The organism is Catenulispora acidiphila DSM 44928, from assembly GCF_000024025.1.
Taxonomy (GTDB): domain Bacteria; phylum Actinomycetota; class Actinomycetes; order Streptomycetales; family Catenulisporaceae; genus Catenulispora; species Catenulispora acidiphila.
This window is the reverse complement of record NC_013131.1, coordinates 5,135,528-5,158,150: the sequence shown is the minus strand read 5'-3', so window position 1 is coordinate 5,158,150 and position 22,623 is coordinate 5,135,528. Positions and strand designations below refer to the sequence as shown.

Below are 22,623 nucleotides of genomic sequence, written 5' to 3'. Positions count from 1 at the left end.
GGCACTAGAAGCGCCGAGGCTAGCAGCGGGTTTCCGGAGGCCGCATCCGAATTTCGGCCGGCGGGCGTCTCAGACGTTTCAAACACTTATACGCAGATCCCCGTACACCGGGTGAACCCGCACGATCTCCGGATTAGCGTCACGCGCGTGCCGCCGTGCCGCCGTGCCGACCGCCGACGGCCCGTCCCGTCCCTCCCCCGAGACGCCGACCACCTGGAGGTCCGCCATGACCGTCTTCCCCGCGCCGGGTCAGCCCGACGCCTTGATGAGCTATCAGCCCCGGTACGAGCACTGGATCGGCGGTGAGGCCGTCGCGCCGGCCGGCGGGCAGTACTTCGAGAACCCGACGCCGATCACCGGGCAGGCGTTCTGCGAGGTGGCGCGGGGCACCGCCGCCGACGTCGAGCGGGCCCTGGACGCCGCGCACGCCGCCGCGCCGGCGTGGGGACGCACGTCGGCGGCGGAGCGTGCCGAGGTCCTGAACCGGATCGCGGACCGGATGGCGAGCAACGCCGACCGGCTGGCCCTCGCGGAGAGCTTCGAGAACGGCAAGCCGATCCGCGAGACGCTGGCCGCCGACATCCCGCTGGCGATCGACCACCTGCGGTACTTCGCCGGGGCGATCCGGGCGCAGGAAGGCGGGCTGTCGGAGATCGACGAGGACACCGTCGCCTATCACTTCCACGAGCCGCTGGGCGTGGTCGCGCAGATCATCCCGTGGAACTTCCCGATCCTGATGGCGATCTGGAAGCTCGCGCCGGCGCTGGCCGCGGGCAACGCCGTGGTGCTCAAGCCGGCCGAGCAGACGCCGGTGTCCGTGCACTACCTCATGAGCCTGATCGCCGACCTGCTGCCGCCGGGCGTGGTGAACATCGTCAACGGCTTCGGCGTGGAGGCCGGAAAGCCGCTGGCCTCCAGCGGCCGGGTGGCCAAGGTCGCCTTCACCGGCGAGACCACCACCGGGCGGCTGATCATGCAGTACGCCTCCGAGCACATCAAGCCGGTCACCCTGGAGCTGGGCGGCAAGAGCCCGAACATCTTCTTCGACGACGTCTCCCGCGCCCGCGACGACTTCTACGACAAGGCGCAGGAGGGCTTCGCGATGTTCGCCCTGAACCAGGGCGAGGTCTGCACCTGCCCCAGCAGGGCCCTGGTCCAGCGCGGCCACTACGGCGACTTCCTGGCCGACGCCCTGGCCCGCACCGAGCGCATGAAGCAGGGCAACCCCCTGGACACCGAGACCATGGTCGGCGCGCAGGCGTCCAACGACCAGCTGGAGAAGATCCTGTCCTACCTGGAGATCGGCCAGAGCGAGGGCGCGAAGATCCTCATCGGCGGCGAGCGCGTGGACCTCGGCGGCGAGCTTTCCGGCGGGTATTACGTGCAGCCGACGGTCTTCGAGGGCGACAACGCGATGCGGATCTTCCAGGAGGAGATCTTCGGACCGGTCGTCTCGGTGACGCAGTTCGACGACTACGACGACGCGATCCGCATCGCCAACGACACGCTCTACGGCCTGGGCGCGGCGGTGTGGACGCGCGACATGAACACCGCCTACCGAGCCGGTCGGGCGATCCAGGCCGGCCGGGTCTGGACGAACTGCTACCACCTGTACCCGGCGCACGCGGCGTTCGGCGGGTACAAGAACTCCGGCATCGGGCGGGAGAACCACAAGATGATGCTCGAGCACTATCAGCAGACGAAGAACCTGCTGGTCAGCTACTCGGCGAAGGCGATGGGCTTCTTCTGATGGCGGAGGAGGCGCGCGGCGCGGGCGGCGTCGGCACCGAGACCGGGACTGGGACTGGGACCGGGACTGGCACCGGCACCGGCACCGAGCCGCCGTCACGGATCGCGGTGACCGAAGCCGCGGCCGAGGTGATGCGCAAGCTCTACGCCACGCACGGACCGCTGATGTTCCACCAGTCCGGCGGCTGCTGCGACGGCAGCTCGCCGATGTGCTACCTGGAGGGCGAGTTCCGCACCGGGGCGTCGGACGTGCTGATGGCGCGGCTGGCCGTCGAGGGCATCACGGAGCCGGTGACGTTCTGGATGGGCGGTGAGCAGTTCGAGCGCTGGCGGCACACGCACCTGACGGTCGACGTCGTGCCGGGGCGCGGCGCCGGGTTCTCGCTGGAGGCGCCGGAGGGGGTCAGGTTCCTGATCCGCTCGCGGCTGCTGACGGACCACGAGGACGCGGTGCTGAACCGGTAGGCGGCGGTATGCGGCGCGGGAGGCGGACGACGAGTGGCAGGTGCGGTCATTCGCCTCCCGTGTCGCACAGAAACGGCCGCGCCAATATCAGCGCGATGGCGGTCAACACCACACCCACGTAGACCGGCGCCAGGTGGCTCAGGTCGGTGTAGTGGATGCTGAAGTGGATCGCCAGTGTCGGGCCGAATCCGGCGGCGGCGCTGAGCAGCAGCGTCCACCAGACCCAGGCCTCGCCGCGGCGCCAGCCCCACATGCTCAGCAGGATGACGGCGATCGCCGCGGACAGCAGCGCGCCGCCGAAGCCGGCCCGGTCGTGGGCGATGAACGGGACCAGATGCGGGTTCGCGGCGCGCAGGTGCGCGGTGTCGGTGTCGAGGAACTCCAGATCGGTGGGGACGAAGACGCCGGTCATCCCGACCACCGAGATGACGGCGCCGCCGGCGAGCAGACCCACGCCGGTGAGGATCATCAGCAGCTGGCCCAGCAGAGCCCGCCTTCGCAGCCGCTCGGGTCCGTCGGACCGGACGGTCCAGCGCGGGACCGCCGGCGAGCGCCAGACCGCCAGCAGGAACAGCGGGAAGAGCGCCACCGCGACCGCGAGGTGCAGCGGCTCCACGAACCCGGTGCTCAGGAAGTAGAACAGCGTGGGGAAGCCGACCACGCCGGAGATCAGGTAGGCGTCGCGGGCCCACAGCCAGCCGCGCCGGATGCCGCCCCACGCCAATCCCGCGTACAGGACGCCGATCGAGACCATCGTCCCGGCCATCGTGAGCCGGTCGTGCTGCAGGAAGTCGACCAGATCGTGGTCGATGTGGTTCAGCCCCTGCGTGGTCAGCCCGAGGTAGTCGCGGTCGTACCACAGCAGCACCGGACCGAGCGTGATCACAGCCGCGCCCAGCCCCGCGCAGACCATGCCGATCCCGACCACGACGCCCCACACCCACGACGGCCAGCGGCGCGGATCTCGCGGAAGGTCCCGCCACGGCTGCGCCGGCGCGGTCGGCGTCGCCGCCTCCAGAACCCTGCGGAACCACGCGGGCCCGGCGTCGAGGAGCACGGCTGGGCCGGCGATGACGGTCGCGCCCGGCGCCGACAGGGCGGCCACGGCGGTGCCTATGCGCGGGTCGTCTATGACAGTGATCTCGACGCCAGGATCAACCTCGACGACCGACGCACCAAGCGCGGGAAGCACCCTGAGCGCGTCCCGAGCGTGCCTGGCCGGCACCACCGCACCCACCTGGACCCCGTCCGGGCGCCGGAACCGGCCGAGCACGAAGGCGACGAAGGCGCGTCCGCCCGGTGCGGCGACCACCGCTGCCAGCACACGCAACGCCCAGCGCCGCGAGCGGGAAACTCCCAGCACGGTCCCGGCGAGCGACTTCAGGGGAATATATGTCCAGTCTGGCACGCGCCATGGTCGCACACCCCTGATGCGCCGTTCCCAGGCGTCAAGCCCCTGACGTCAGCGGCGGGTCGAGGAACGTCAGCGTCGCCGCCGCGGTGTCCAACCGGGCCCGCACACCCAGCGGCAGCGACTGCATGAACACCCCGTGTCCGATGTCGGCGCCGAGCAGCACCGGCACGCCGAGGTCGCCGAGCCGGTCCTCGAGCAGCTGCTCGACGTCGGCCAGCGGACCGCAGTCGTCCCACGTGCCGCACAGGATGCCCCGCACGCCGTCGAGGTATCCGGTGCGGCGCAGCTGGGTCAGGACCCTGTCGAGGCGGTAGGGCAGCTCGCCGACGTCCTCCAGGAACAAGATGCCGTCGCGCGCCGGGACGGAGAACGGCGTGGCCAGCGAGGTGGCGAGCAGGCTCGCGGTCCCGCCGACCGTCACCCCCTCCGCGACCCCCGGCACCAGCACCCGCGTATCGGCGAACGCCAGCTCAGTGCACTTCTGCGGCTGCAGCAACAGCCGCGCCAACCCCTCGAACGACGGCACCCCCGAGCGGAACATCACGCTGGACACCATCGGCCCATACACCGACGCCCACCCCAACCGACTGCGCACCGCCTCAATCAGCGCCGTGACATCGGAGAACCCGACCACCACCCGAGGCTCCGGCGCACCGACGGCATCCCAGTCCAGCAACTCCAACGCCCGCTGCACCCCATAACCACCCCGCGCACAGATGACCGCCGCATACCCCGGCTCCCCCAACGCCCGCGCCAAATCCGCAGCCCGCACCTTGTCATCGGCAGCCAGATACGGATAAGGCCCGACCGACCGCGCCGACGCGAACACCTCCGGCAACAACCCCACACTCCGCAACGCCGCCAGCCCCAAATCAAGCTCCTGCCGCCCCGGCGGCCCGCTGAGCGCGACAACGGCGACGCGATCGCCGGGCTTCAGGGCCGGAGGTGCCAGGGGTGAGCGCATGATCCGACTCTCTCATGTGGGATGCGGATGATCGAGAGTTCGGGCGCGGGGCGGCGGCGGAGGGCGGGCGGCGGCAGGTGGCGGGCAGCGGGCGGTGGGCAGCGGGCAGCAGGCAGCAGGCAGCAGGTGGCGGGCAGCGGGCGGTGGGCAGCAGGCAGCAGGCAGCAGGCGGCAGGCGGCAGGCGGCAGGTGGCAGGTGGCAGGTGGCGGGCAGCAGGCGGCGGGCAGCAGGCGGCGGGCAGCAGGCGGCGGGCAGCGGGGCGAAGGCGAGGGCGGCGGAAGGCGGCTGCCATTGAGCGAGGCCTATGTGTGGGTGGCGGAGCGTCGGCTGACTGCGGTTATTTTGTGGGCTTTTAGAAGCTTTTTACGTCTTCGAGCATGGTTTGATGGCCTCGCAGGGGGCGCAGTTCGGTGGTGGGTGGCTAGGTCGCGTTGGCGGCCGGCGGTGGTGGAGCGACACGACCGCGCGTGGGTCCGAGTCACTGCGCATGCGTTGGTCTGGCGGGTGGCGGCCGCGTTTGAGGGGCACCAGAAGTCAAGGTCAAGGGCAGGCGCCTCCGGCGGGGGCACTCTGCAACGGGGGGCGGGGCTGGGTTGGGCGGCTCGGCGGCGGTTCGAATGTTGGTCGCCTTTGTCCCGGATCCCTCGCCGCTGTCGTCGCCGTAGACGGAATCATTGCGGCCTGGCGGAGTAAAGTCGGATCGCAATTGCTGTGGTGCTGTTTCGTTCGACTTGACACCGCCAGTCCACAATGATTGGCAGAGCCCGCCGACAGCGACGAGGGATCCGGGACAACACCCTTGTGAGAGGAGGTCCCCCGCCTATCGCAGAATGCTCACCACTTGCAGGCTGCCAGTCCCGGCGCGATGCCGGTGAAAAGCGCAACTGCCTTTCCCGAAGGTGTCGGCGAGTAGATGAAGCAGCAGCCTGCCACCCACGTCGGTGGATCCTCCACACCATACGGGGTTGTGTCCCGGATTCCCCGTCGCGTCGGCGGGCTCTGCCAATCTTTTCGGACTGGCGGTGTCAAGTCGGGCGTTTCTCAACCACAGCAAAAGCGATGCGACTTTACTCCGCCAGGCCGAAATGATTCCGTTTACGGCGACGACGCGACGGGGAATCCGGGACTAAGGCGACCACAAGCAACAACCGCCGCCGGACAGCGCGACCGCCCCCTCCCCGGAGCGAGTGCCGCTCGCCGCGCAGGCGCCGCCGGAGGCCCTGGCTTTTTTGATTTTGACTTCTGGTGCCCCTCAAACGCGGCCGCCACCCGCCAGCCCCAACGCATGCGCAGTGACCCGGACCCGCGCGCGGTCGTGAACACGAACAACCGCCGGCCGCCGACGTGATCCGGACACCCACCACCGAACTGCGCCCCCTGCGAGGCCATCAACACCCGCGCGAAGCCGTAAAAAGCTTCTAGAACCCACAAACCAACCGCAGCCAGCCAAACTCACCAATCCAAACGCACACCCCCTCCCCCTACCCCCCGAACCGCACCGCCCGAGGCGCCTTCTCCACCGCCTCCGGCAGCGCCAGCGCCCCGCGCGCCGGTGGGCTGATGCGTCCCAGCACGCGTTCGCTGGCGGCGCCTGTGCAGGCGGGGATCGTGCCGGGGAGGCCGTGGGCGGTGAACCAGCCGACCAGGGCGAAGGCGATGGCTTCCTTGGCGTCGGAGGGGACTTTGTAGGCGTCTGAGCGGACCAGGTGGACGTCGGGGAGGCGTTTGGCGATGCGCTTCATCAGTTCGGGGTTCTCGGCGCCGCCGCCGGAGACGGCGAGGGTCACGATGGCGTGGGAGCGGACTGCGTCGACGACTGTCATCGCTGTGAGGGTCGCCAGGGTCGACATCAGGTCTTCGGGGGTGAGGTCGGGGAAGGCCTCGATGTGGGCGGCTAGGTAGGCGTCGTGGAAGAGTTCCTTGCCGGTGGTCTTCGGGGGGCGGCGGGTGTAGTAGGGCTCTGCCATGAGGGCCGCGAGGAGGCCGGGGTGGACCAGGCCGGCGGCGGCGAGGCGGCCGTCGCGGTCGTAGGGTTTGCCGGTCAGTTGGCGGCAGGCGGCGTCGAGCAGGGCGTTGGCCGGTCCGACGTCGAAGGCCACCGGCGGGTCGGCGACCACGGTCAGGTTCGCGATGCCGCCGAGGTTCAGTGCGCCGACCGGGCCGGGCAGGCCGCGCAGCAGCAACAGGTCCAGGAGCGAGACCAGTGGTGCGCCCTGACCTCCGGCGGCGACGTCGGCGGCGCGGACGTCGGAGACCACCGGGACGCCGAGGCGTTCGGCGATCCACGCCGGCTGCCCGAGTTGCAGCGTGCCGAGCACCCGGCCGTCCTCGGTCCAGTGGAACAGGGTCTGGCCGTGCGAGCAGACCAGGTCCACGGGACCGGCGGCCTGCACCGCCTGCCACGCCGCCGCCGCGAACGCCTGGCCGATGCCGGTGTCCAGGCGGCAGACCGCGCCGAGGTCGGTCGGGTGCGGCGGCAGCGCGGCGACGATCTGCGCGCGCAGGTCCTCGGGGTACGGGACGTGGTCGACGTGCTCGAGCCGCCCGACCAGCGTCTCGCCGTCCAGGCGGAAGTCCACCAGCGCGACGTCGATCGCGTCGTGGGAGGTGCCGGAGCTCAGTCCCAAGACTCTCACGCGCTGCCGGCTCCCACCTCGACGCCGACCACCCGCCGGGACTCCGGGTAGAAGCAGGCGTGGACGTGTCCGGATTCGGAGCCGTTCTCGGAGCCGGTATCGGTGGCGGGACCAGCGGCGGCGGCGTTCGACTCCCCCACAGCGCCCGACTCCCCCACCGCGTCTAGCCCGAAAGGCACCAGCACCGGATGCTTCTCAGCACACTGATCCTGCGCGAACGGGCACCGCGGCTCGAACAAGCACCCCGGCGTCGGCGTCCGCTCGTCCAGCGCCGTCGTCGGCGCCGTCCGGTCCGGGCCCGGCTCCTCCAGCCCGCGCATGATCGGCACCGCCGAGAGCAGGCACTGCGTGTAGGGGTGCACCGGCGCCAGGATCACCTCGTCGGTGAGCCCGCGCTCGACCACCTCGCCGCGGTAGATCACGTGCAGCTCGCCGCCCTCGCCGACGTAGCGCGCGGTGGCGACGTCGTGCGTGATGAACACCAGCGAGATCCCCAGCCGGCTGCGCAGATCGCGCAGCAGCTTCAGGATGCCCAGCCGCATCGAGACGTCGATCATCGACACCGCCTCGTCGGCGATCAGCACCTCCGGGTCGACGGTCAGCGCCCGGGCGATGACCACGCGCTGCCGCTGCCCGCCGGAGAGCTGGTGCGGGTACTTCGGCAGGACGGCGGCCGGCTCGAGGCCGACCAGCGTCAGCAGCTCGGCGGCACGCGCGCGCCAGCCGCCCTCGCCCTCGCCGTCGCCGCCCCCGCCGCCGCTCGCGCCCCTCTCCTTCGCGCGCATCCGCAGCGGATCGCGCAACGTCGCCTCGACCGTGCGGGTCGGGTTCAGCGCCGAATAAGGGTCCTGATGGATCATCTGGATCCTGCGGAAGTACTTCTCCCGCTGCCGCGGCTTGAGCCCGGACAGCGCGACGCCGTCCACGATCAGCTCGCCGCCGTCGAAGGTCTCCAGTCCGGTGAGGATCTTCCCCAGCGTGGTCTTGCCGCAGCCGGACTCGCCGATGAAGGACACCGCGCCGCCGTCGGGCAGCGTGAAGTCCACACCGCGCAGCGCCGGCACGGTCCGGGCGCCGGTGAAGGCGCCGTGGGTCTGGTAGGTGCGGGTGATGCCGCGGGCCTGGATCATGCCGGTTCTCCCACGGCGGCGGGCGCCCCGGCGGTCCCGGAGAGCACGGTGGACGGTTCGACGTGGCACGCGCGGCGGCGCCCGGACTCCCAGGTCGCGAGCTCCGGCTCGACCTCGGCGCAGACCGCGACCGCGAACGGGCAGCGGTCGCGGAAGACGCAGCCGGCGCGCGCCACGGTGGTCAGGTCCGGCGGCCGCCCGGGCAGCGCCCGCGCCGCCTCCACGTCGCCGGTGATGCGCGCCGTGGCGCCTATCAGGGCCTTGGTATAGGGGTGCGTGGGCCGGCGCAGGACGTCCAGCAGCGGGCCGTCCTCGACGATCCGCCCGCCGTACATCACCGCCAGCCGGTCGGCGATCTCGGAGATCGCGCCGATGTCGTGCGTGATGATCAGGGTGCTGAGCTGGTTCTCGTCGTGCACCTTGCGCACGATCTCCAGCACCGAGGCCTGGGAGAGCATGTCCAGCGCGGTGGTCGGCTCGTCCAGGATCAGCACCTTGGCGTTCAGGACCAGCGCGAAGACGATGCCGATGCGCTGGCGCATCCCGCCGGAGAGCTCGTGCTGGTAGGAGTCCAGCACCCGCTGGCCGTCCAGGCCCATCCGGTCCGCCAGGTCCCTGGCCCGGGCTATCAGAGCACGCAGGTCGGCGACCTCGTGCGAGCGTCCCAGGTCCAGCAGCTGCCGGCCGATGGTCGTCAGCGGGTTCAGCGAGTTCTGCGAGGCCTGGAACACGTAGCCGATCGCGCCGCCGCGGGCCTTGCGCAGCTGCTTGCCGCCCAGCTTGGTGACGTCCCCGACCCCGGCGACCTCCACGCTCCCGGCGGCGATCCGCCCGGGCGCCGGCACCGCGTTCAGCAGCGCCAGCGCGAGCGTGGATTTACCGGAGCCGGACTCCCCGACCAGGCCGGTGATCTCCCCGGCGCGCAGGTCCAGCCCGGCGTCGGCCACCGCGGGCAGCCAGCCGGCGGTCGTCTGGTACTCGACCGTCAGGCCGCGTACTTGTACCTCGCTCACACGCGCTCCCTCAGCCGCGGGTTGAACAGTTCGTCGATGGCGTCCAGGAAGAGCACGATGCCCAGCGTCAGCAGCAGGATGCAGACCAGCGGCGCCAGCAGGTAGATCAGCGCCGAGGAGGTCTCCATCGCCCCGCCGGAGAACACCGCCTGGTTCAGCATCACACCCCAGTTGGTGCTGGAGAACGGCACCAGCCCCAGGAAGAACAGGCCGACCTCGGCGCCGATGAAGCCGATCACCGACAGCATCAGCTGCATGGCGGCGTAGGGGGCGATGTTCGGCAGCATCTCCTTGACGATGATGTGCCGCCGGGACAGCCCCAGACCGCGCGCCGCTTCCAGGAACCCGCGCTCGCGCAGCGACAGCGCCTGCGAGCGCACGGCCCGGGCGACCCCGCCCCAGCCGGTGATGCCCAGCACCAGGCCCATCTCCCACGGGCTGCCGAAGCTCCACACCGTGGACAGGATGATCAGCAGCGGCAGGCCCGGGATCGTCAGGACGAAGTCCGTCAGACGCATCAGGACGCTGTCGGTCATGCCGCGCTGGTAGCCGGCGACCAGTCCGACCGTGACGCCGAACAGGCTGGTGAACAGTGCCGACAGCGCGGCGGTGGCCAGCACGTAGCGCGCGCCGGTCACCACCTCCTGCAGCACGTCGGAGCCGGCGAAGTCGGTGCCCAGCCAGTGCTTGGCGCTGGGCGGCGCGTACAGCTCGTTCGGGTCGACGGACAGCGAGCCGTAGAACCAGGGCCCGCAGATCGCCAGCAGGATGAAGAACACAATGATGATCAGGCCGGCCAGGCGGCCCGGCTTGCGGGTCACCGCCCGGCGGAAGGCCGCCCACGCCGGGTGGCGCGTGCGGGGCTTGAGGCCGGCCGGGGCGAGGTTGACTGTCGCGGTCATCTCAGCGCCTCACTCTCGGGTCGATCAGGGTGTAACAGAGGTCGGCGAGGATGTTCGCGATGATGATGGACACGGTGATCAGCAGGAACGCCCCGGCCATCACCGGGTAGTCGCGCGTGCCGATGCTTTTCAGCAGCAGGTTGCCGAGCCCCGGATAGTCGAAGGTGTCCTCGATGAAGAAGGACCCGGCGAACATCACCCCGAAGGACAGCGCCAGCACTGTGAACAGCGGCAGGATGGCGTTGCGGCCGATGTAGCGGGCCCGCGTCACCGGGGTGATGCCGCGCAGCTCGGAGGCCAGGATGAAGTCGTCGCCGAGCACGGAGACCACCGAGGACTTCATCGCCAGCAGCCAGCCGCCGTAACTGAGCAGCGCGTAGGTGCACACCGGCAGGACCGCGTGCTGGAACACCGACCCGATATAGGGCAGGTTCCAGCCCGGGGTGTACTGGATGTCGCTGGTGCCGGCGTCGGGCAGCAGGTTCCACTCGGTGTGGAACACCACCAGGAGCAGCAGGGCCAGGACGAAGGCGGGGACGCCGGCGACCAGCGAGCCGGAGACGGTCAGCAGACCGCCCCAGCGGCTGGACCGCTTGACCGCGGCGAAGATGCCGGCGACCACCCCGATCAGGAAGCTGACCAGCAGCCCGGACAGCACCGGGATCACGGTCCACGGCAGCGCGGACCAGATCAGGTGGCTGACCGGGACGCCGGAGTAGCTGATCGACTGCCCCAGGTCCCCGTGCGCGAGCTTGCCGAGGTACCCGGTGTACTGGGAGAGCAGCGGCGCGTGGGAGGTGAAGCCGTAGACCGCCTGCACCTTGGCCGACGCCTGCTCGGAGTTCATCCCCATCATGATGTATTGCTCGTACTGCACATCACCGGGCTTGCCGGGCAGCGCGTGCACGAGGAAGAACGTGAACGTCACCACGACCCAGACCATCACCAGTCCGGCCAGGAGCTTGCCGGCCAGCCGCCGGGCGAATCCCGTCATCTTCCTCCCCTCCCTCTCGAACTTCGCGTCATCGTCCTGGCCCTGTTCTGCTTCCCAGAGTCCTTACTTGGTTCCTTGACCGGCCCTACTTGCCCTGCACGTACCCCTGCATCATCCACACGCCGGGCGGGTTGGCCAGCAGATCGTCCTGCCCGGTCTTCGGGTAGTTCGTGAACCGCTTGTCCAGCGTGAACATCACGTGGGTGTAGTTCCAGATCTGGATCATCGGCACTTCTTGGTTGGTGGCCGCTGCCAGCTGGGCGATGATCGGCCCTTGGGCGGAGACCGGGGTCACCGACAGCTGCGCGGCGAGCTGGCCGGGGTTGATGCTCTGGCCGTTGACGGTGTAGGTCGCCGGGGTGTGCTCCCAGTTGCCGGCCGCGCTGTCGTTGTGCGTGGCCTGGCCGTTGGCGACACTGAAGCCGTCGGCGGAGCCGTAGATGCGGGCGTAGGCCTTGTCCGTCTGCGGGCCCAGGGCGACCAGCCACCAGCCGACCGCGTACTTACCGGCGCCCATCTCCTTCTGGTACGTGGCGAAGTCGGCGGTGATCGCCGCGGTGGTCGGGATGCCGAACTGGGTCAGCTCGTTGGCCACGATCGTGGAGGCCGCGATCCAGTCGGAGAAGCCGTTCACGGTCTGCAGCGTGATCTTCCACGGCGTGCCGTCGGGCAGGTGCCACTGGCCGGAGGCGTCCTTGGTGAAGCCTGCGCCCTGCAGCAGGGACGCGGCCTTGGCCGGGTCCGGCTTGTAGGGGTTCAGCGCCGCCTTCTGGTCGGCGGACAAGATCGTGTCGGACTGCGAGCCGACCAGGCCGGTGGTGGTCGGGGCGGCGATGCCGCCGACCGGCTCGCCGACCTTGGTGACGGCGTCGCGGTCGATGACGTAGGCCAGCGCCTGGCGCACCGGGGTCAGGTTGTACGGCGCCTGCTTCTCGTTGAACGCGATCGAGGCGCTGACGTAGCTGGGGGCGTCGATGCGGGTGTAGCCGGCCTTGAGGACCTGGTTCAGGATGTTGGTGGGCATCGAGGTGTACGGGGCGTAGTCCAGCTCGCCGCCGTTCATGTAGCCCCAGATCTGCTGGTTGCCGGAGTAGCTGCGCAGGATGACCTGCTTCGGCGAGATCTTGCTCGCGGCGTAGAAGTAGGGGTTGCGGTCCAGCAGCGCCTCGCCGGGGTTGACCCGGGTCTCCACGAACGGGCCGGCCGAGATGTCCTTGGCCGGGGCGAAGGCGGCGATCGTCTTGCCCTCGGCGGCCAGCTTGGTGGACGCCGCGGACGCCGCGGCGGCGTCGGTGCCCTGCACGGCGGCGATCTGGGTCCAGATGTCCGCTGGGAGCTGGCTGCCGTAGACCTTGTCGTTGACGATGGTCGAGGTGAGCACCAGGCGCTGGAAGTACAGGTTCTTCACGCCGGGCTGCTGGTCGATCTCGATCTTGCCGCCGCCGAGGTCCTTGACGTCGGAGACCTCGAAGTTGCTGCCGGCCACGACGGTGCCGCCGGCGCCGGCCACGGGACCTGCCGTGCCCTGCGTGTAGGCGATGGCCAGCGAGGTCTTGATGTCCGCGGCGGTGACCGGGGTGCCGTCGGACCACTTGGCGCCGGGCTGCAGCTGGATGGTGAGCCCGGTGTCCGAGGCGGTCCAGCTGGCGGCCAGACCCGGGAGCAGGGCGTTGGGGTCCGCGGGGTCGTTCTTGGTGAAGCCCAGCTCCATGATGTTGTAGCCCAGGAACATGTTGGGCGCGGCGTTGTACGGGTTCATCGGCGCGCCGGCGGTGATCTTGTTGTTGGCGTCGATGCTGGTGAAGACCCCGCCGGTACCGCCACCGGTGCCACCGTTGGTTTTCTTCGCCGAGGAGCTGGAGCACGCCGACAGCGCGGTGGCCGCTATCGTCGCGACGGCTAGGGCCGCGACCAGTGGTTTGGGTCGGGACATGGTCCTGACATCTCCGTTCGGGTCGGTGGGACGCCTGTGATGGTGGTGGACACGGCTCGGCCGCGTCGGTTTGTCAGACCGTAGGACCGGGCAACGACCTACGTCAATGAGTTGCGCACATCGCGTTCATTCCGTAACTTGCCAACGGCACGACCCCGCGCCGATCCTTCCACCGACGCCGGCCGCCCCCGAGAGGAAACGCCACGCATGAGCCCTCTGACCCCGCCCACCGCCGAGCGCGTGGCCGCGCCGACCGAGGAGCGCAACCCGGCGACCGCGGACATCGACGCCGTGCCGACGGCGGAGGTGCTCAGGCTGCTCAACGCCGAGGACGCCCGGGTCCCGGCCGCGGTCGCCGCGGTCCTGCCGGCGCTGGCCGAGGTCGTGGACGAGACCGTGCGCCGGCTGCGGGCCGGCGGCCGCGTGCACTACTTCGGCGCCGGCACCTCCGGCCGCGTGGCGGTGATGGACGCCGCCGAGCTGATCCCCACCTTCGGCCTGCCCGCCGGCGTGGTCGTCGCGCACATCGCCGGCGGCCTGGGCGCCTTGACCATCCCGGTCGAGGGCGCCGAGGACTCCGCCGAGGGCGGCGCGGCCGACGCCGCCGAGGTCACCGCCGCCGACGTGGTGATCGGCCTGACCGCCAGCGGCCGCGCCCCCTACGTCGCCGGCGCCCTGCGAGCCGCCCGCGAGGCCGGCGCCTTCACCGCCCTGATCTCGGCCAACCCGCACGCGGCCCTGGCCCACGAGGCGGACGTCCACCTCGGACCCGACACCGGCCCGGAAGCCGTCGCCGGCTCCACCCGCCTGAAGGCCGCCACCGCCCAGAAACTGATCCTCAACGGCCTGTCCACCGCCGCGATGATCGCCCTGGGCCACACCTACTCGAACCTGATGGTCGACCTCGCCCCGACGAACACCAAGCTGCGCGGCCGCGTCCTGACGATCCTGACGGAGGCCACCGGCCTGCCCGAGGACGCCTGCGCCGCCGCCCTGGCCGAAGCCGACGGCGAACTGAAGACGGCGCTGGTCTGCCTGCTCGGCGCGGTCGCGCCGGACGACGCCCGGCGCGCGCTGACCGCCGCCGACGGACAGGTGCGGGCAGCGCTGGCGGCCTCCGCGCGGACCTGAGCCCCGCGCGGGGGCTGCTGGGGGGCACGCGACGACAGGGTTCTGAAGCCTTGCGCCGCGCCGCGATCGCCGCCGGGTTTTCTCCGGTCGGCGCTTAGCCGCGCGCGGTGCGACCGCACATCGGCACACCTTGGCGCAGAGCGGCGCAGATCGGCGCGGATCAGCGGTCGGATATCAGCCACCACCGATCCGGGAATCTGCGCTCAGTCAGACCGCTGTGGCCACAACCGGTCCGCCGGATCTGCGCCTCGCGCTAGCCAGTCCGCCGATCCGCGCCTCGCCCCAACCGGTCAATGATCCGCGCCTCGCCCAAGCCGGTCCGCGCTGCCCTCAGCCACCCCGCCCATGCGGCAGCTCATCGCCCCCGCGCGCCCTGCACGGCGCTCCGCGTGCGCTCCAGGGCGCGGGTCGTGCGGCTGAAGTTGCGCTGGGCGACGCCGACGAACAGGCAGTCGACCACGGTCAGGGCGGCGATGCGGCTGGCCATGGCGCCGGAGCGGAAGGTGGTCTCGCGGACGGCGGTGGTCAGGACCAGGTCGGCGACGTCGGTGATCGGCGAGCGGGGGAAGTTGGTGATGGCGATGGTGCGGGCGCCGTTGTCGTGCGCCTCAGCCAAGGCGGTGACGGTCGCCGGGGTGGCGCCGGTGTGCGAGATGCCGATCGCGACGTCGCCGCGTCCGAGCAGCGCCGCCGAGGTCAGCGCGGCTTCGGCGTCGGGCCAGGCGAAGGCGCGGTGGCCGATGCGGTGCAGCTTCTGGTGCAGGTCCAGGGCGATCAGGGCGCTGGCGCCGATGCCGTAGACGTCCACCGCGCCGGCCGAGACCACGGCGTCCACCGCGCGCTCCAGCACCTCCAGGTCCAGCTGCGCGACGGTGTCCTCGACCGCGCGGGCGTCGGCGTAGCCGAGCTTGGTCACCACGTCGGCCAGCGAGTCGCCGGGCCCGATGTCGCCGCCGGCGGTGTGCGCGCCGACCGCGGCGTCCTCGATCCCGGCCGCGGCGGCCAGCCCGATCCGCAGCTCCGGGTACCCCTTGAGCCCGACCGCGCGGCAGAACCGGATGACCGTGGTCTCCGAGGTGTCGCAGTCCGCGGCCAGCTCGCTGATGGTCTTGGCGGCCACGCCCGCCGGATCGGCGACCGCCGCTTCGGCGACCCGCCGCTCCGAGGGCGGCAGCGTCGGCAGCAGAGCCCTGATCCGCACCAGCACGGTCGGCGGCGGCCCGGCCTCGATCAGCGGCACGGACACCCCGGCCGCAGCGACCGCCGCACCGCCGGAGCCCGCTCCGCGCCCGCCACGGGATGCCCGATTCGCGCCAGTGCTCATGCTGTGATCCTAAAGCCCGTACCCGGGTCGCCGTCACTGCTGTTGAGGGATCTCCCTGAACCGTCTTCGCCCACGTCATCAGGCTTCTCGGCGACGCCGAACGCGGCGGCGACCGCGCCGTGCAGCGAGCGCCGCAGCTGCCGCGCCCGGTTGCCCCGGCCGTACAGCACCGCGTTGGTCAGCAGCACACACCAGATTTCCGCCACGGGATCGAAGGCCAGGCTCGTCCCGGTGAAGCCGGAGTGTCCGGCTCCGGTGAGCGGCCATTGGTCGGACATGAAGTCGAAGGAGTCCCCGCGCAGCGTCCAGCCCAGCCCGCGCCGGCCGTCCAGTCCCTCGGTCTGGCAGCGCAGCGCCTCGGCGCGGGTGGCCGGGGTGAGGATCGGACTGTCTTCGGCGAGCCATCCGGCGCGCAGGTAGATCGCCAGGTCGGAGGCGGTGCCGAACAGACCGGCCTGCCCCGCGACGCCGCCGAGGCTTTCGGCGTTCTCGTCGTGGACGACGCCGGACTTCGGGTCCTGACGCTCCGGGTCGTCGAACCAGTTCGCCTCGGTCGCGGCGGCGGGACCGGCGGGGAGATAGCCGGTCGACGTCATCCCCAGCGGCGCGGCGACCAGCTCGCCGAACGCCTCCTGCAACGGCTTGCCGGTCAAGTCGGCGACGATCTGCCCCAGCATGATGAACCCCAGGTCGGAGTACTTCACGACGGTCCCCACCGGCGACTCCAGCGGTTCGGCGAGCACCGCGGCGAACCGCTCGTGCGCGCTCCCGGGCAGCCGCCAGACCTCGCGGATCGCGGGCAGCCCGGAGGTGTGGGTCAAAAAGTGCCGGATGGTCACCTGCTCCTTGCCGAAGTCCGGCAAGTACCTCGCCACCGGGTCGTCCAGGCCGATCTCGCCGGCTTCGACCAGCCGCAGCACGCACGGCAGCGTGACCGTGACCTTGGTCAGCGAGGCCAGGTCATAGACCGTGTCCGGGCCGACGCCGGCGCCGAACGCGCTGACGTGGACCGGTCCGTCGGTCCCACGGCCGTACGCCAGCACCGCGCCGGGTACCACGCCGCTGCCCACGGCATGGGAGACGATCTCGCCGGGCTCGGTGCTCATCGATAGGTTCCTTCCCCTGCGACGCCGGTGGTAGGTTTCCACCGTCAGCATGCCTGAAGACGTTAGCAAATGACGAAGAGGGTGGCGATGCGCCAAGCAGTCCCGGAAGACCTGCCGATCCTGAGAGTCCTGGCCCGGGCGAGTCTGACCCACGACGCGGACGCCGAGGCGGTCGTGGACCTGCTCTGGTCCGCGAGCGCCGAGAGCTGCCGCGTCGTGGCGGAGCACGCCGGGCAGATCATCGGCTTCGCCCTGGGCTCGCTGCGTCCGGCGCACGACGACGTCCCCGCGACCGGCCACGTCGAGCTGCTCGCCGTCGGACCCGAACACCGCGAGCGCGGCCATGGCAGAGCTCTGCTCACCGAACTGGAGCGCCGCCTGACCGCCGCCGGGGTGACCCGCCTGCGCATCCGCGGCAACCCGCCGTACTTCGCCTGGCCCGGCATCGACGTCCGCTACACCCCGGCGGTGTGCCTGGCCGCGTCCGCCGGCTACGAGCGCCTGCTGGACTGCAACAACATGCTGGTCGAGCTCGCCGCGGCCGATCTGGCCACCGAGCGGGACGAGCAGCGCCTCACCGACGCGGGCATCGAGGTGCGCCGCGGCCGCCCCGAAGACGAGAAGGCGCTGCGCGTCTGGTCCGACCGGGAGTTCGGCGGGACGTGGGGCGAGGAGGCGGCGATGGCGCTGCGCCACGAGCTGCCGCGGCTGCACGTGGCGGTCCGCGACGGCGCATTCCTCGGCTTCGCCGGGCACGGCATCCAGCGCTTCGCCATGTTCGGGCCGATGGGCACCGACCCGGCGGCCCGCGGCCTGGGCATCGGCGCCGTGCTGCTGCGCCGCTGTCTGGCCGACATGCGCGAGGCCGGGATCGAGGTCGCCGAGATCGGCTGGGTCGGACCGGTCCGGTACTACTCCAAGACCGTCGGCGCGACGCTGGGCCGGGTGTTCTGGGCGTTCGAGAAGTCGGTCGCGGCATGACCGTCTCAGGGCTGGAACGCCTCGTCGACCCCGGCGTCGGACGCGGCAAGCCCTTCGCCGGGCAGCGTCTGGGGCTGCTGACCCACCCGGCGGCGATCACCTCCGACGGCCGGCACGGCGCGCACGCGCTGCTGGAAGCCGGAGCCGACCTGCGCGCCCTGTTCGGTCCCGAGCACGGTGTGCTCGGCACGGCGCAAGCCGGGGAATCCGAAGCCTCGGCCACGGATTCCAGCACCGGGCTGCCGGTCTACGACACCTACAACCACAGCGTCGAGCACCTGAGCGGCATGCTCGCCGAGTCCCGGATCGACGTGCTCGCCATCGATCTGCAGAACTCCGGCGCCCGGTTCTTCACCTACGAGTCCAGCCTCTATGACGCGATGGCCGCCGCGGCGATGGTCGGCGTGCCGGTGTGCGTGCTCGACCGGCCCAATCCGCTGGGCGGGCGGGAGGTCGCAGGGCCGGTCCTGCACCAGGAATTCGCCTCGTTCGTAGGTCGAGCCGCGATCCCGGTGCGCCACGGACTGACCATGGGCGAACTCAGCCGGCTGTTCGCCGACCGCCTCGGCGTCGAGACTCCGGAGGTCGTGAAGCTGGCCGGCTGGAACGCCGCGCACCTGTTCCCGGCGACCGGGCTGCCGTGGGTGCCGCCGTCGCCGAACCTGCCGACTGCGACCAGTGCCCTGCTCTACCCCGGGACCTGCTTCCTGGAGGGGACGAACGTCTCGGTCGGGCGCGGGACCACCACGCCGTTCGAACTCGTCGGCGCGCCGTGGCTGGACCGCGGGTTCGCCGAACGGCTACGCGCCGCCGCGCCGGCCGGGCTTGCCGGGCTTGCCGGAATCACAGTGCGCGAAGCGTATGCGACCCCTGCATTCGACCGGTATGCCGGGCAGCAGATCTGCGGGGCGCAGCTGCACGTCACCGACCCCGACGCCGTCGATCCGCTGGCGGTGGGCGTCGCGGTGCTGTGCGCGCTGCGCGACGGCTGGCTGGGGCGACTGAGGTTCCGGGACAAGCACTTCGACCTGCTGGCCGGCTCCGACGAGCTGCGCACGGCGCTGAACAAGGGCAGCTCCGCCGAGGAGATCCTGGAGCGGTGGCGCGAGCCCGCGCGCCGGTTCGCCGAGGTGGAGCGCAAACCGTACCTGCTGTATCCGCGCGATGGAGAGTCCTGATGTCCGAGCTCGATGTGGTGATCGCCCGCGTGCTGCAGCCGGGGTTCGTGGGAACGTCACCGCCGGACTGGCTGCGGCGGCGGCTGGCCGGCGGGCTGGGATCGGTGATTCTGTTCGCGGCGAACATGGAGTCGCCGGAGCAGGCGCGGACGCTGACCAACGAGCTGCGCGCTGAGAATCCGGACGTGTTCGTGGCTGTGGACGAGGAAGCCGGGGACATCACCCGGCTGGAAGCCGCCACCGGCTCCTCCTACCCCGGGAACCTGGCACTCGGCGCGATCGACGACATCGCGCTGACCGAGGCCACGGCCCGCTCGATCGGCGCCCTGGTGCACTCGGCGGGGATCGACCTGACCTACGCACCGGTCGCCGACGTGAACACCGAGCCGCGCAACCCGGTCATCGGCGCACGCTCCTTCGGCGCCGACCCCGCACTGGTCGCACGGCACGTCGCGGCGACAGTGCGGGGACTGCACACGGCGGGCGTCGCGGCATGCGCGAAGCACTTCCCCGGCCACGGCGACACCGTGATCGACTCGCACTTCGGACTCCCGACCGTCACCGCGACACTGGAGCAACTCCGCCACGACACCCTGCCGCCGTTCAGCGCGGCGGTGGCCGCCGGCGTGCGGGCGGTGATGGTCGCGCACCTGCTGATGCCGGAGTTCGACACCGAGCACCCCGCATCGGTGAGCCCGGCGGTGATCGGCGGACTGCTGCGAACCGAGCTCGGCTTCGACGGCCTGGCAGTCAGCGACGCGATCGGCATGGCGGCGGTCCGCGAGCGCTACGGGCTCGCCAGCGCGGCGGTGCGCGCACTGGTCGCGGGGATCGACATGGTCTGCGTGGACAGCGACTCCACCGACGCCGACCTGGCTGCGATCACGGACGCGATCACCGCGGCGCTGCGAGACGGGACGCTGAGCGAGGCGCGGTTGGTGGAGGCTGCTGAGAAGGTGGCGGGTTTCGCCGCGTGGCGACGGGAGGCTCGGGACGCTTCGGTTTCTGTGTTTGATGCGCCACTCGGCGACGGACTCGCAGCAGCACGCCGCGCGGTCGCGGTGCTGCGTGCGGACGACGGTGCGCTGCCACTGAAATCAGCGCCGCATGTGGTGGAGGTGGATCTCCCCCGAAGCATGGCCGACCACCTGGCCACGCTGCTGCCCGGAACCACCAACTCAAAGCTCTCCGACACGATCGACGCCGCCGCTGCGACCGGCAGCTTTGCTATCCCCGCCGACCAACCCTTGGTCGTCGTCGTCCGCGGCATCCAGCGCTCCCCCGAGGACCTGGACCGCGTGGCCCGCCTCGTGAAGGAGCGCCCCGACGCGATCGTCGTCGACCTCGGCGTCGCGCACATCGACCCTGGCGGCGCGGCGTGGGTCGCAGGGTACGGCGTCTCGCGCGTGAGCCTGCAGGCTGTGGCGGAGGTCCTTGCCGGCAGGTAGCGCAGCGCGCCGCGGCTCGCAGGAAGCCGCGGCGCGCCTGGACTGGACCCGGACCCGGGCCTAGGACCTAGACCTAGCGCTGAACCGCTAAGCCTTCCGGCCCGACTCCGCCAGCGCCTTGTCCAGCGGCGTCGCGTCCGCGCCGACCTTCACCTCGGCGGCGAAGCCGTCGTACTGGCGGTACATCTCGGCGGAGGCGGCGACGGCCTTGGCGACGGTCGCGGCGATCTCGTCGGAGGTCTGGTAGGGCTGGCCGGTGGCGGTGGCGAGGTCCCAGCCGTGCAGGACCATCTCCATCAGGACCATCTCGGCGATCTGGGGGGCGGGGGTCTTGCCGCCGCCGGTGTCGATCTCGCTGTCCCAGACCTCGGCGGGAGCCCAGGCGGCCAGGGCGCGGTCGAGCTGCGCGCGGTAGGCGGCCGCGTAGTCGGGCTCGGCGGCGAAGTCGCGCTCCGTGAGGTCGGGTCCGACCTGCTCGCTGCGGGCGCGGCGCTCGAAGGAGTAGCCCGTCCACAGGATCAGGTGGTTCAGCAGCTCCTTGACGTCCCACTGGGTGCAGGGGGTCTTGTCGCCGAACTGGCTGGAATCGGTGTTCGCCACGATGGTCGCGGCCTGGTCTGCTGCTTCGGTCAACTGCTTGTGAATGGTGCTCATATGCCGACGCTATGACCGGGCGCCCCGCGCGTCTTGAACAAATGCGTCAGATCCCGCCGCTAGCCTGGTCTCGTGCCCGAACCCCAGGTCAAACCGGTGCAGGACGACAGCCGCGGCATCGTGAACCCGGCTGCCGCGCGCAGCGCGTTCAGCTTGGACCGGTTCGCCCCGACCGGACAGGTGGCGCGGTTCGTCGACCGTTACTGGCTCTCGACGTGGCATCTGCCGCCGGGGGTGCGGCACGAGCAGCAGGTGCTGGTCCATCCGGTGGTCAACGTGGTGATCGAGGCCGACCGCGCGATCGTGTCCGGCGTGGACACCGGGCGCTTCGCGATCACGCTGGAAGGCGAGCGGCGGGTCCTTGGCATCATGTTCCGCCCCGCCGCGTTCGCCCCGTTCTTCGACGGACCGCTGAGCGCGCTCACCGACCAGGAGATCCCGCTGGCCGGCGTCCCGGCGCTGGCCGACCTCGAAGCGCTGCTGGTACCGCTGGTCGGCGACTTCGGCGTGCCCGGCGAGAAGATCGCCGCCACCGCCGACGCCGCCCTGGCCGACCGTGTCCCGGCCGAGCGGCAGGACTGCGAGACCACCACCGAGTGGGCCGAGATGGCGGTGGGCGACCGCGCCCTGACCCGGGTGGAGGACCTGGCGCGCGCCGCCGGCGTGGGCGTCCGAACGCTCCAGCGCGCGTTCACCGAGCACGTCGGCATCGGTCCGAAGTGGTTCCTGAGGCGCTACCGGCTCTACGAGGCCAGCGAGCGCATCGCCCACCGCGAGGACGTCGACTGGTCGGCGTTGGCGACCGACCTCGGATACGCCGACCAGTCCCATCTGACACGCGACTTCACCGCGGCCTTCGGAGTGCCTCCGGCGCACTACGCGGCGGCAGTGCGGGAGCGGTGAACCTAGGATTCGACCATGGCTTCGCACGACCCGGTCACCAGCGACCTGCTCCAGACCTTCGAGGAGGTACGGTCCAGGACGTTCGCGCGCCTGGAGGGTCTGACGGACGCCGAGTACCAGTGGCAGCCGGTCGCCGACTGCATGACGGTCCGCCCCACCGAGGACGGCGTCTTCCGCGCCGACGCGCGGCTGCCCGATTCCGGCGCCTCCGGCAGATCCAGCGGATCCACCTCGCCCACCCCGGTGACGACGATCGCCTGGCGCATGTGGCACATCGGCTCCGACTGCCTGCGCGACTACCTCGGCTTCTTCGACAAGGTCCCGGACCTCGGCGACCGCTACGCCTGGCCGGGCACCGCCGATCTGGGCATCTTGGCGATGGAAGAGGACTGGGCCCGCTTCGCCACGCGCGTCGAAGCCCTCGGCGACGCGCGGCTGCTGGCGCCGATGGGCGAGCACGCCGAGGCACAGGGGTACGCCGAGGCGAGCTACCTGGCGTTGGTCCTGCACGCCCTGGACGAGGTCGCGCACCACGGCGGCGAGATCGGGCTGATGCGCGACCTGTACCTGCGGCAGGGCGGCAGGGCTTAGAGCGTGCGCGGATTGGTAGCTGGTCTGGCGAGGTGGCGCAGCCGCCGCAGCGCACGGAAAACTCGGCGGGAACAAGTCTGGGCGCGCCGGACGATCGCCCTCGACC

The 22,623-nt window shown here is 71.1% G+C and carries 20 protein-coding genes; 8 read left to right on the top strand and 12 right to left on the bottom strand.

The features are described from left to right. Window positions 1–78: 78 nt before the first annotated feature. On the bottom strand, window positions 79–228 hold the full coding sequence (locus CACI_RS51370) for a hypothetical protein (protein ID WP_190276794.1): 150 nt from the start codon (window positions 226–228) through the stop codon (window positions 79–81). Between CACI_RS51370 and exaC the strand changes: the two genes are divergently transcribed. Further along, a complete protein-coding gene (exaC, locus tag CACI_RS22400; protein WP_015793119.1) occupies window positions 227–1,750 on the top strand; it encodes an acetaldehyde dehydrogenase ExaC in 1,524 nt (507 codons plus the stop codon). The two genes, CACI_RS51370 and exaC, sit on opposite strands and share 2 nt — an antisense overlap. After that, complete coding sequence (locus CACI_RS22395; protein WP_015793118.1) at window positions 1,750–2,214, top strand: DUF779 domain-containing protein; 465 nt, start codon at window positions 1,750–1,752, stop codon at window positions 2,212–2,214. The genes exaC and CACI_RS22395 overlap by 1 nt, the downstream gene beginning before the upstream one ends. 46 nt (window positions 2,215–2,260) lie before the next feature. On the opposite strand, the gene CACI_RS22390 is transcribed toward CACI_RS22395, so the two are convergent. The 8 genes from CACI_RS22390 to CACI_RS22355 all read right to left on the bottom strand — a co-directional run bounded on the left by CACI_RS22390 (window position 2,261) and on the right by CACI_RS22355 (window position 13,201). Next, complete coding sequence (locus CACI_RS22390; protein ID WP_041540412.1) at window positions 2,261–3,622, bottom strand: hypothetical protein; 1,362 nt, start codon at window positions 3,620–3,622, stop codon at window positions 2,261–2,263. Between the two features lie 40 nt (window positions 3,623–3,662). Continuing rightward, window positions 3,663–4,592: a S66 peptidase family protein gene (locus tag CACI_RS22385; protein ID WP_015793116.1), complete on the bottom strand. Its 930-nt coding sequence runs from the start codon at window positions 4,590–4,592 to the stop codon at window positions 3,663–3,665. 1,482 nt (window positions 4,593–6,074) lie between these two features. After that, window positions 6,075–7,229 (bottom strand): anhydro-N-acetylmuramic acid kinase, encoded by a 1,155-nt coding sequence (locus CACI_RS22380; RefSeq protein ID WP_015793115.1) that lies wholly within the window; start codon window positions 7,227–7,229, stop codon window positions 6,075–6,077. Then, a complete protein-coding gene (locus CACI_RS22375) occupies window positions 7,226–8,359 on the bottom strand; it encodes an ABC transporter ATP-binding protein (RefSeq protein WP_015793114.1) in 1,134 nt (377 codons plus the stop codon). The genes CACI_RS22380 and CACI_RS22375 overlap by 4 nt, the downstream gene beginning before the upstream one ends. Further along, on the bottom strand, window positions 8,356–9,372 hold the full coding sequence (locus CACI_RS22370) for an ABC transporter ATP-binding protein (protein WP_015793113.1): 1,017 nt from the start codon (window positions 9,370–9,372) through the stop codon (window positions 8,356–8,358). The genes CACI_RS22375 and CACI_RS22370 overlap by 4 nt, the downstream gene beginning before the upstream one ends. Further along, entirely contained in the window at window positions 9,369–10,274 is a 906-nt protein-coding gene (locus CACI_RS22365; protein ID WP_015793112.1) for an ABC transporter permease, read from the bottom strand. The genes CACI_RS22370 and CACI_RS22365 overlap by 4 nt, the downstream gene beginning before the upstream one ends. A gap of 1 nt (window position 10,275) precedes the next feature. Then, the gene (locus CACI_RS22360; RefSeq protein WP_015793111.1) at window positions 10,276–11,268 is read right to left on the bottom strand and encodes an ABC transporter permease; all 993 of its coding nucleotides are present in this window, start codon (window positions 11,266–11,268) and stop codon (window positions 10,276–10,278) included. Window positions 11,269–11,353: 85 nt separating this feature from the next. Next, a complete protein-coding gene (locus CACI_RS22355; protein WP_015793110.1) occupies window positions 11,354–13,201 on the bottom strand; it encodes an ABC transporter substrate-binding protein in 1,848 nt (615 codons plus the stop codon). 207 nt (window positions 13,202–13,408) lie between these two features. On the opposite strand from CACI_RS22355, the gene CACI_RS22350 reads away from it, so the two are divergent. Beyond that, window positions 13,409–14,332 (top strand): N-acetylmuramic acid 6-phosphate etherase, encoded by a 924-nt coding sequence (locus CACI_RS22350; RefSeq protein WP_015793109.1) that lies wholly within the window; start codon window positions 13,409–13,411, stop codon window positions 14,330–14,332. A 355-nt stretch (window positions 14,333–14,687) separates the two neighbouring features. Here CACI_RS22350 and CACI_RS22345 read toward each other — a convergent pair whose 3' ends face one another. Together CACI_RS22345 and CACI_RS22340 are read right to left on the bottom strand one after the other, a co-directional pair. Then, complete coding sequence (locus CACI_RS22345; RefSeq protein WP_015793108.1) at window positions 14,688–15,656, bottom strand: MurR/RpiR family transcriptional regulator; 969 nt, start codon at window positions 15,654–15,656, stop codon at window positions 14,688–14,690. After that, window positions 15,653–16,762 carry a serine hydrolase domain-containing protein gene (locus CACI_RS22340; RefSeq protein ID WP_015793107.1) on the bottom strand — a complete coding sequence of 370 codons (1,110 nt, stop codon included), beginning with the start codon at window positions 16,760–16,762 and terminating at the stop codon, window positions 15,653–15,655. The genes CACI_RS22345 and CACI_RS22340 overlap by 4 nt, the downstream gene beginning before the upstream one ends. Before the next feature lie 69 nt (window positions 16,763–16,831). Between CACI_RS22340 and CACI_RS22335 the strand changes: the two genes are divergently transcribed. The 3 genes from CACI_RS22335 to CACI_RS22325 are packed head-to-tail and all read left to right on the top strand — an operon-like array spanning window position 16,832 to window position 20,369. Next, the gene (locus CACI_RS22335; protein WP_041540411.1) at window positions 16,832–17,743 is read left to right on the top strand and encodes a GNAT family N-acetyltransferase; all 912 of its coding nucleotides are present in this window, start codon (window positions 16,832–16,834) and stop codon (window positions 17,741–17,743) included. Then, window positions 17,740–18,921, top strand: coding sequence for an exo-beta-N-acetylmuramidase NamZ family protein (locus tag CACI_RS22330; RefSeq protein ID WP_015793105.1), 1,182 nt, complete (start codon window positions 17,740–17,742; stop codon window positions 18,919–18,921). The genes CACI_RS22335 and CACI_RS22330 overlap by 4 nt, the downstream gene beginning before the upstream one ends. Beyond that, window positions 18,921–20,369: a glycoside hydrolase family 3 N-terminal domain-containing protein gene (locus CACI_RS22325; protein ID WP_015793104.1), complete on the top strand. Its 1,449-nt coding sequence runs from the start codon at window positions 18,921–18,923 to the stop codon at window positions 20,367–20,369. The genes CACI_RS22330 and CACI_RS22325 overlap by 1 nt, the downstream gene beginning before the upstream one ends. Window positions 20,370–20,456: 87 nt before the next feature. Here CACI_RS22325 and CACI_RS22320 read toward each other — a convergent pair whose 3' ends face one another. Beyond that, on the bottom strand, window positions 20,457–21,023 hold the full coding sequence (locus tag CACI_RS22320) for a TIGR03086 family metal-binding protein (protein WP_015793103.1): 567 nt from the start codon (window positions 21,021–21,023) through the stop codon (window positions 20,457–20,459). A gap of 72 nt (window positions 21,024–21,095) precedes the next feature. Between CACI_RS22320 and CACI_RS22315 the strand changes: the two genes are divergently transcribed. Together CACI_RS22315 and CACI_RS22310 are read left to right on the top strand one after the other, a co-directional pair. Beyond that, entirely contained in the window at window positions 21,096–21,926 is an 831-nt protein-coding gene (locus CACI_RS22315; RefSeq protein WP_143765349.1) for a helix-turn-helix domain-containing protein, read from the top strand. Window positions 21,927–21,941: 15 nt separating this feature from the next. Further along, on the top strand, window positions 21,942–22,517 hold the full coding sequence (locus tag CACI_RS22310) for a DinB family protein (RefSeq protein ID WP_015793101.1): 576 nt from the start codon (window positions 21,942–21,944) through the stop codon (window positions 22,515–22,517). Window positions 22,518–22,623 lie beyond the last annotated feature (106 nt).

What these genes read in the sequence shown, in the direction of transcription:
- exaC (WP_015793119.1), top strand. Translation starts at nt 227, where the DNA reads ATGACCGTCTTCCCCGCGCCGGGTCAGCCCGACGCCTTGATGAGCTAT.
- CACI_RS51370 (WP_190276794.1), bottom strand. Translation starts at nt 228, where the DNA reads ATGGCGGACCTCCAGGTGGTCGGCGTCTCGGGGGAGGGACGGGACGGG.
- CACI_RS22395 (WP_015793118.1), top strand. Translation starts at nt 1,750, where the DNA reads ATGGCGGAGGAGGCGCGCGGCGCGGGCGGCGTCGGCACCGAGACCGGG.
- CACI_RS22385 (WP_015793116.1), bottom strand. Translation starts at nt 4,592, where the DNA reads ATGCGCTCACCCCTGGCACCTCCGGCCCTGAAGCCCGGCGATCGCGTC.
- CACI_RS22375 (WP_015793114.1), bottom strand. Translation starts at nt 8,359, where the DNA reads ATGATCCAGGCCCGCGGCATCACCCGCACCTACCAGACCCACGGCGCC.
- CACI_RS22365 (WP_015793112.1), bottom strand. Translation starts at nt 10,274, where the DNA reads ATGACCGCGACAGTCAACCTCGCCCCGGCCGGCCTCAAGCCCCGCACG.
- CACI_RS22360 (WP_015793111.1), bottom strand. Translation starts at nt 11,268, where the DNA reads ATGACGGGATTCGCCCGGCGGCTGGCCGGCAAGCTCCTGGCCGGACTG.
- CACI_RS22355 (WP_015793110.1), bottom strand. Translation starts at nt 13,201, where the DNA reads ATGTCCCGACCCAAACCACTGGTCGCGGCCCTAGCCGTCGCGACGATA.
- CACI_RS22350 (WP_015793109.1), top strand. Translation starts at nt 13,409, where the DNA reads ATGAGCCCTCTGACCCCGCCCACCGCCGAGCGCGTGGCCGCGCCGACC.
- CACI_RS22345 (WP_015793108.1), bottom strand. Translation starts at nt 15,656, where the DNA reads ATGAGCACTGGCGCGAATCGGGCATCCCGTGGCGGGCGCGGAGCGGGC.
- CACI_RS22340 (WP_015793107.1), bottom strand. Translation starts at nt 16,762, where the DNA reads ATGAGCACCGAGCCCGGCGAGATCGTCTCCCATGCCGTGGGCAGCGGC.
- CACI_RS22335 (WP_041540411.1), top strand. Translation starts at nt 16,832, where the DNA reads ATGACGAAGAGGGTGGCGATGCGCCAAGCAGTCCCGGAAGACCTGCCG.
- CACI_RS22330 (WP_015793105.1), top strand. Translation starts at nt 17,740, where the DNA reads ATGACCGTCTCAGGGCTGGAACGCCTCGTCGACCCCGGCGTCGGACGC.
- CACI_RS22325 (WP_015793104.1), top strand. Translation starts at nt 18,921, where the DNA reads ATGTCCGAGCTCGATGTGGTGATCGCCCGCGTGCTGCAGCCGGGGTTC.
- CACI_RS22320 (WP_015793103.1), bottom strand. Translation starts at nt 21,023, where the DNA reads ATGAGCACCATTCACAAGCAGTTGACCGAAGCAGCAGACCAGGCCGCG.
- CACI_RS22310 (WP_015793101.1), top strand. Translation starts at nt 21,942, where the DNA reads ATGGCTTCGCACGACCCGGTCACCAGCGACCTGCTCCAGACCTTCGAG.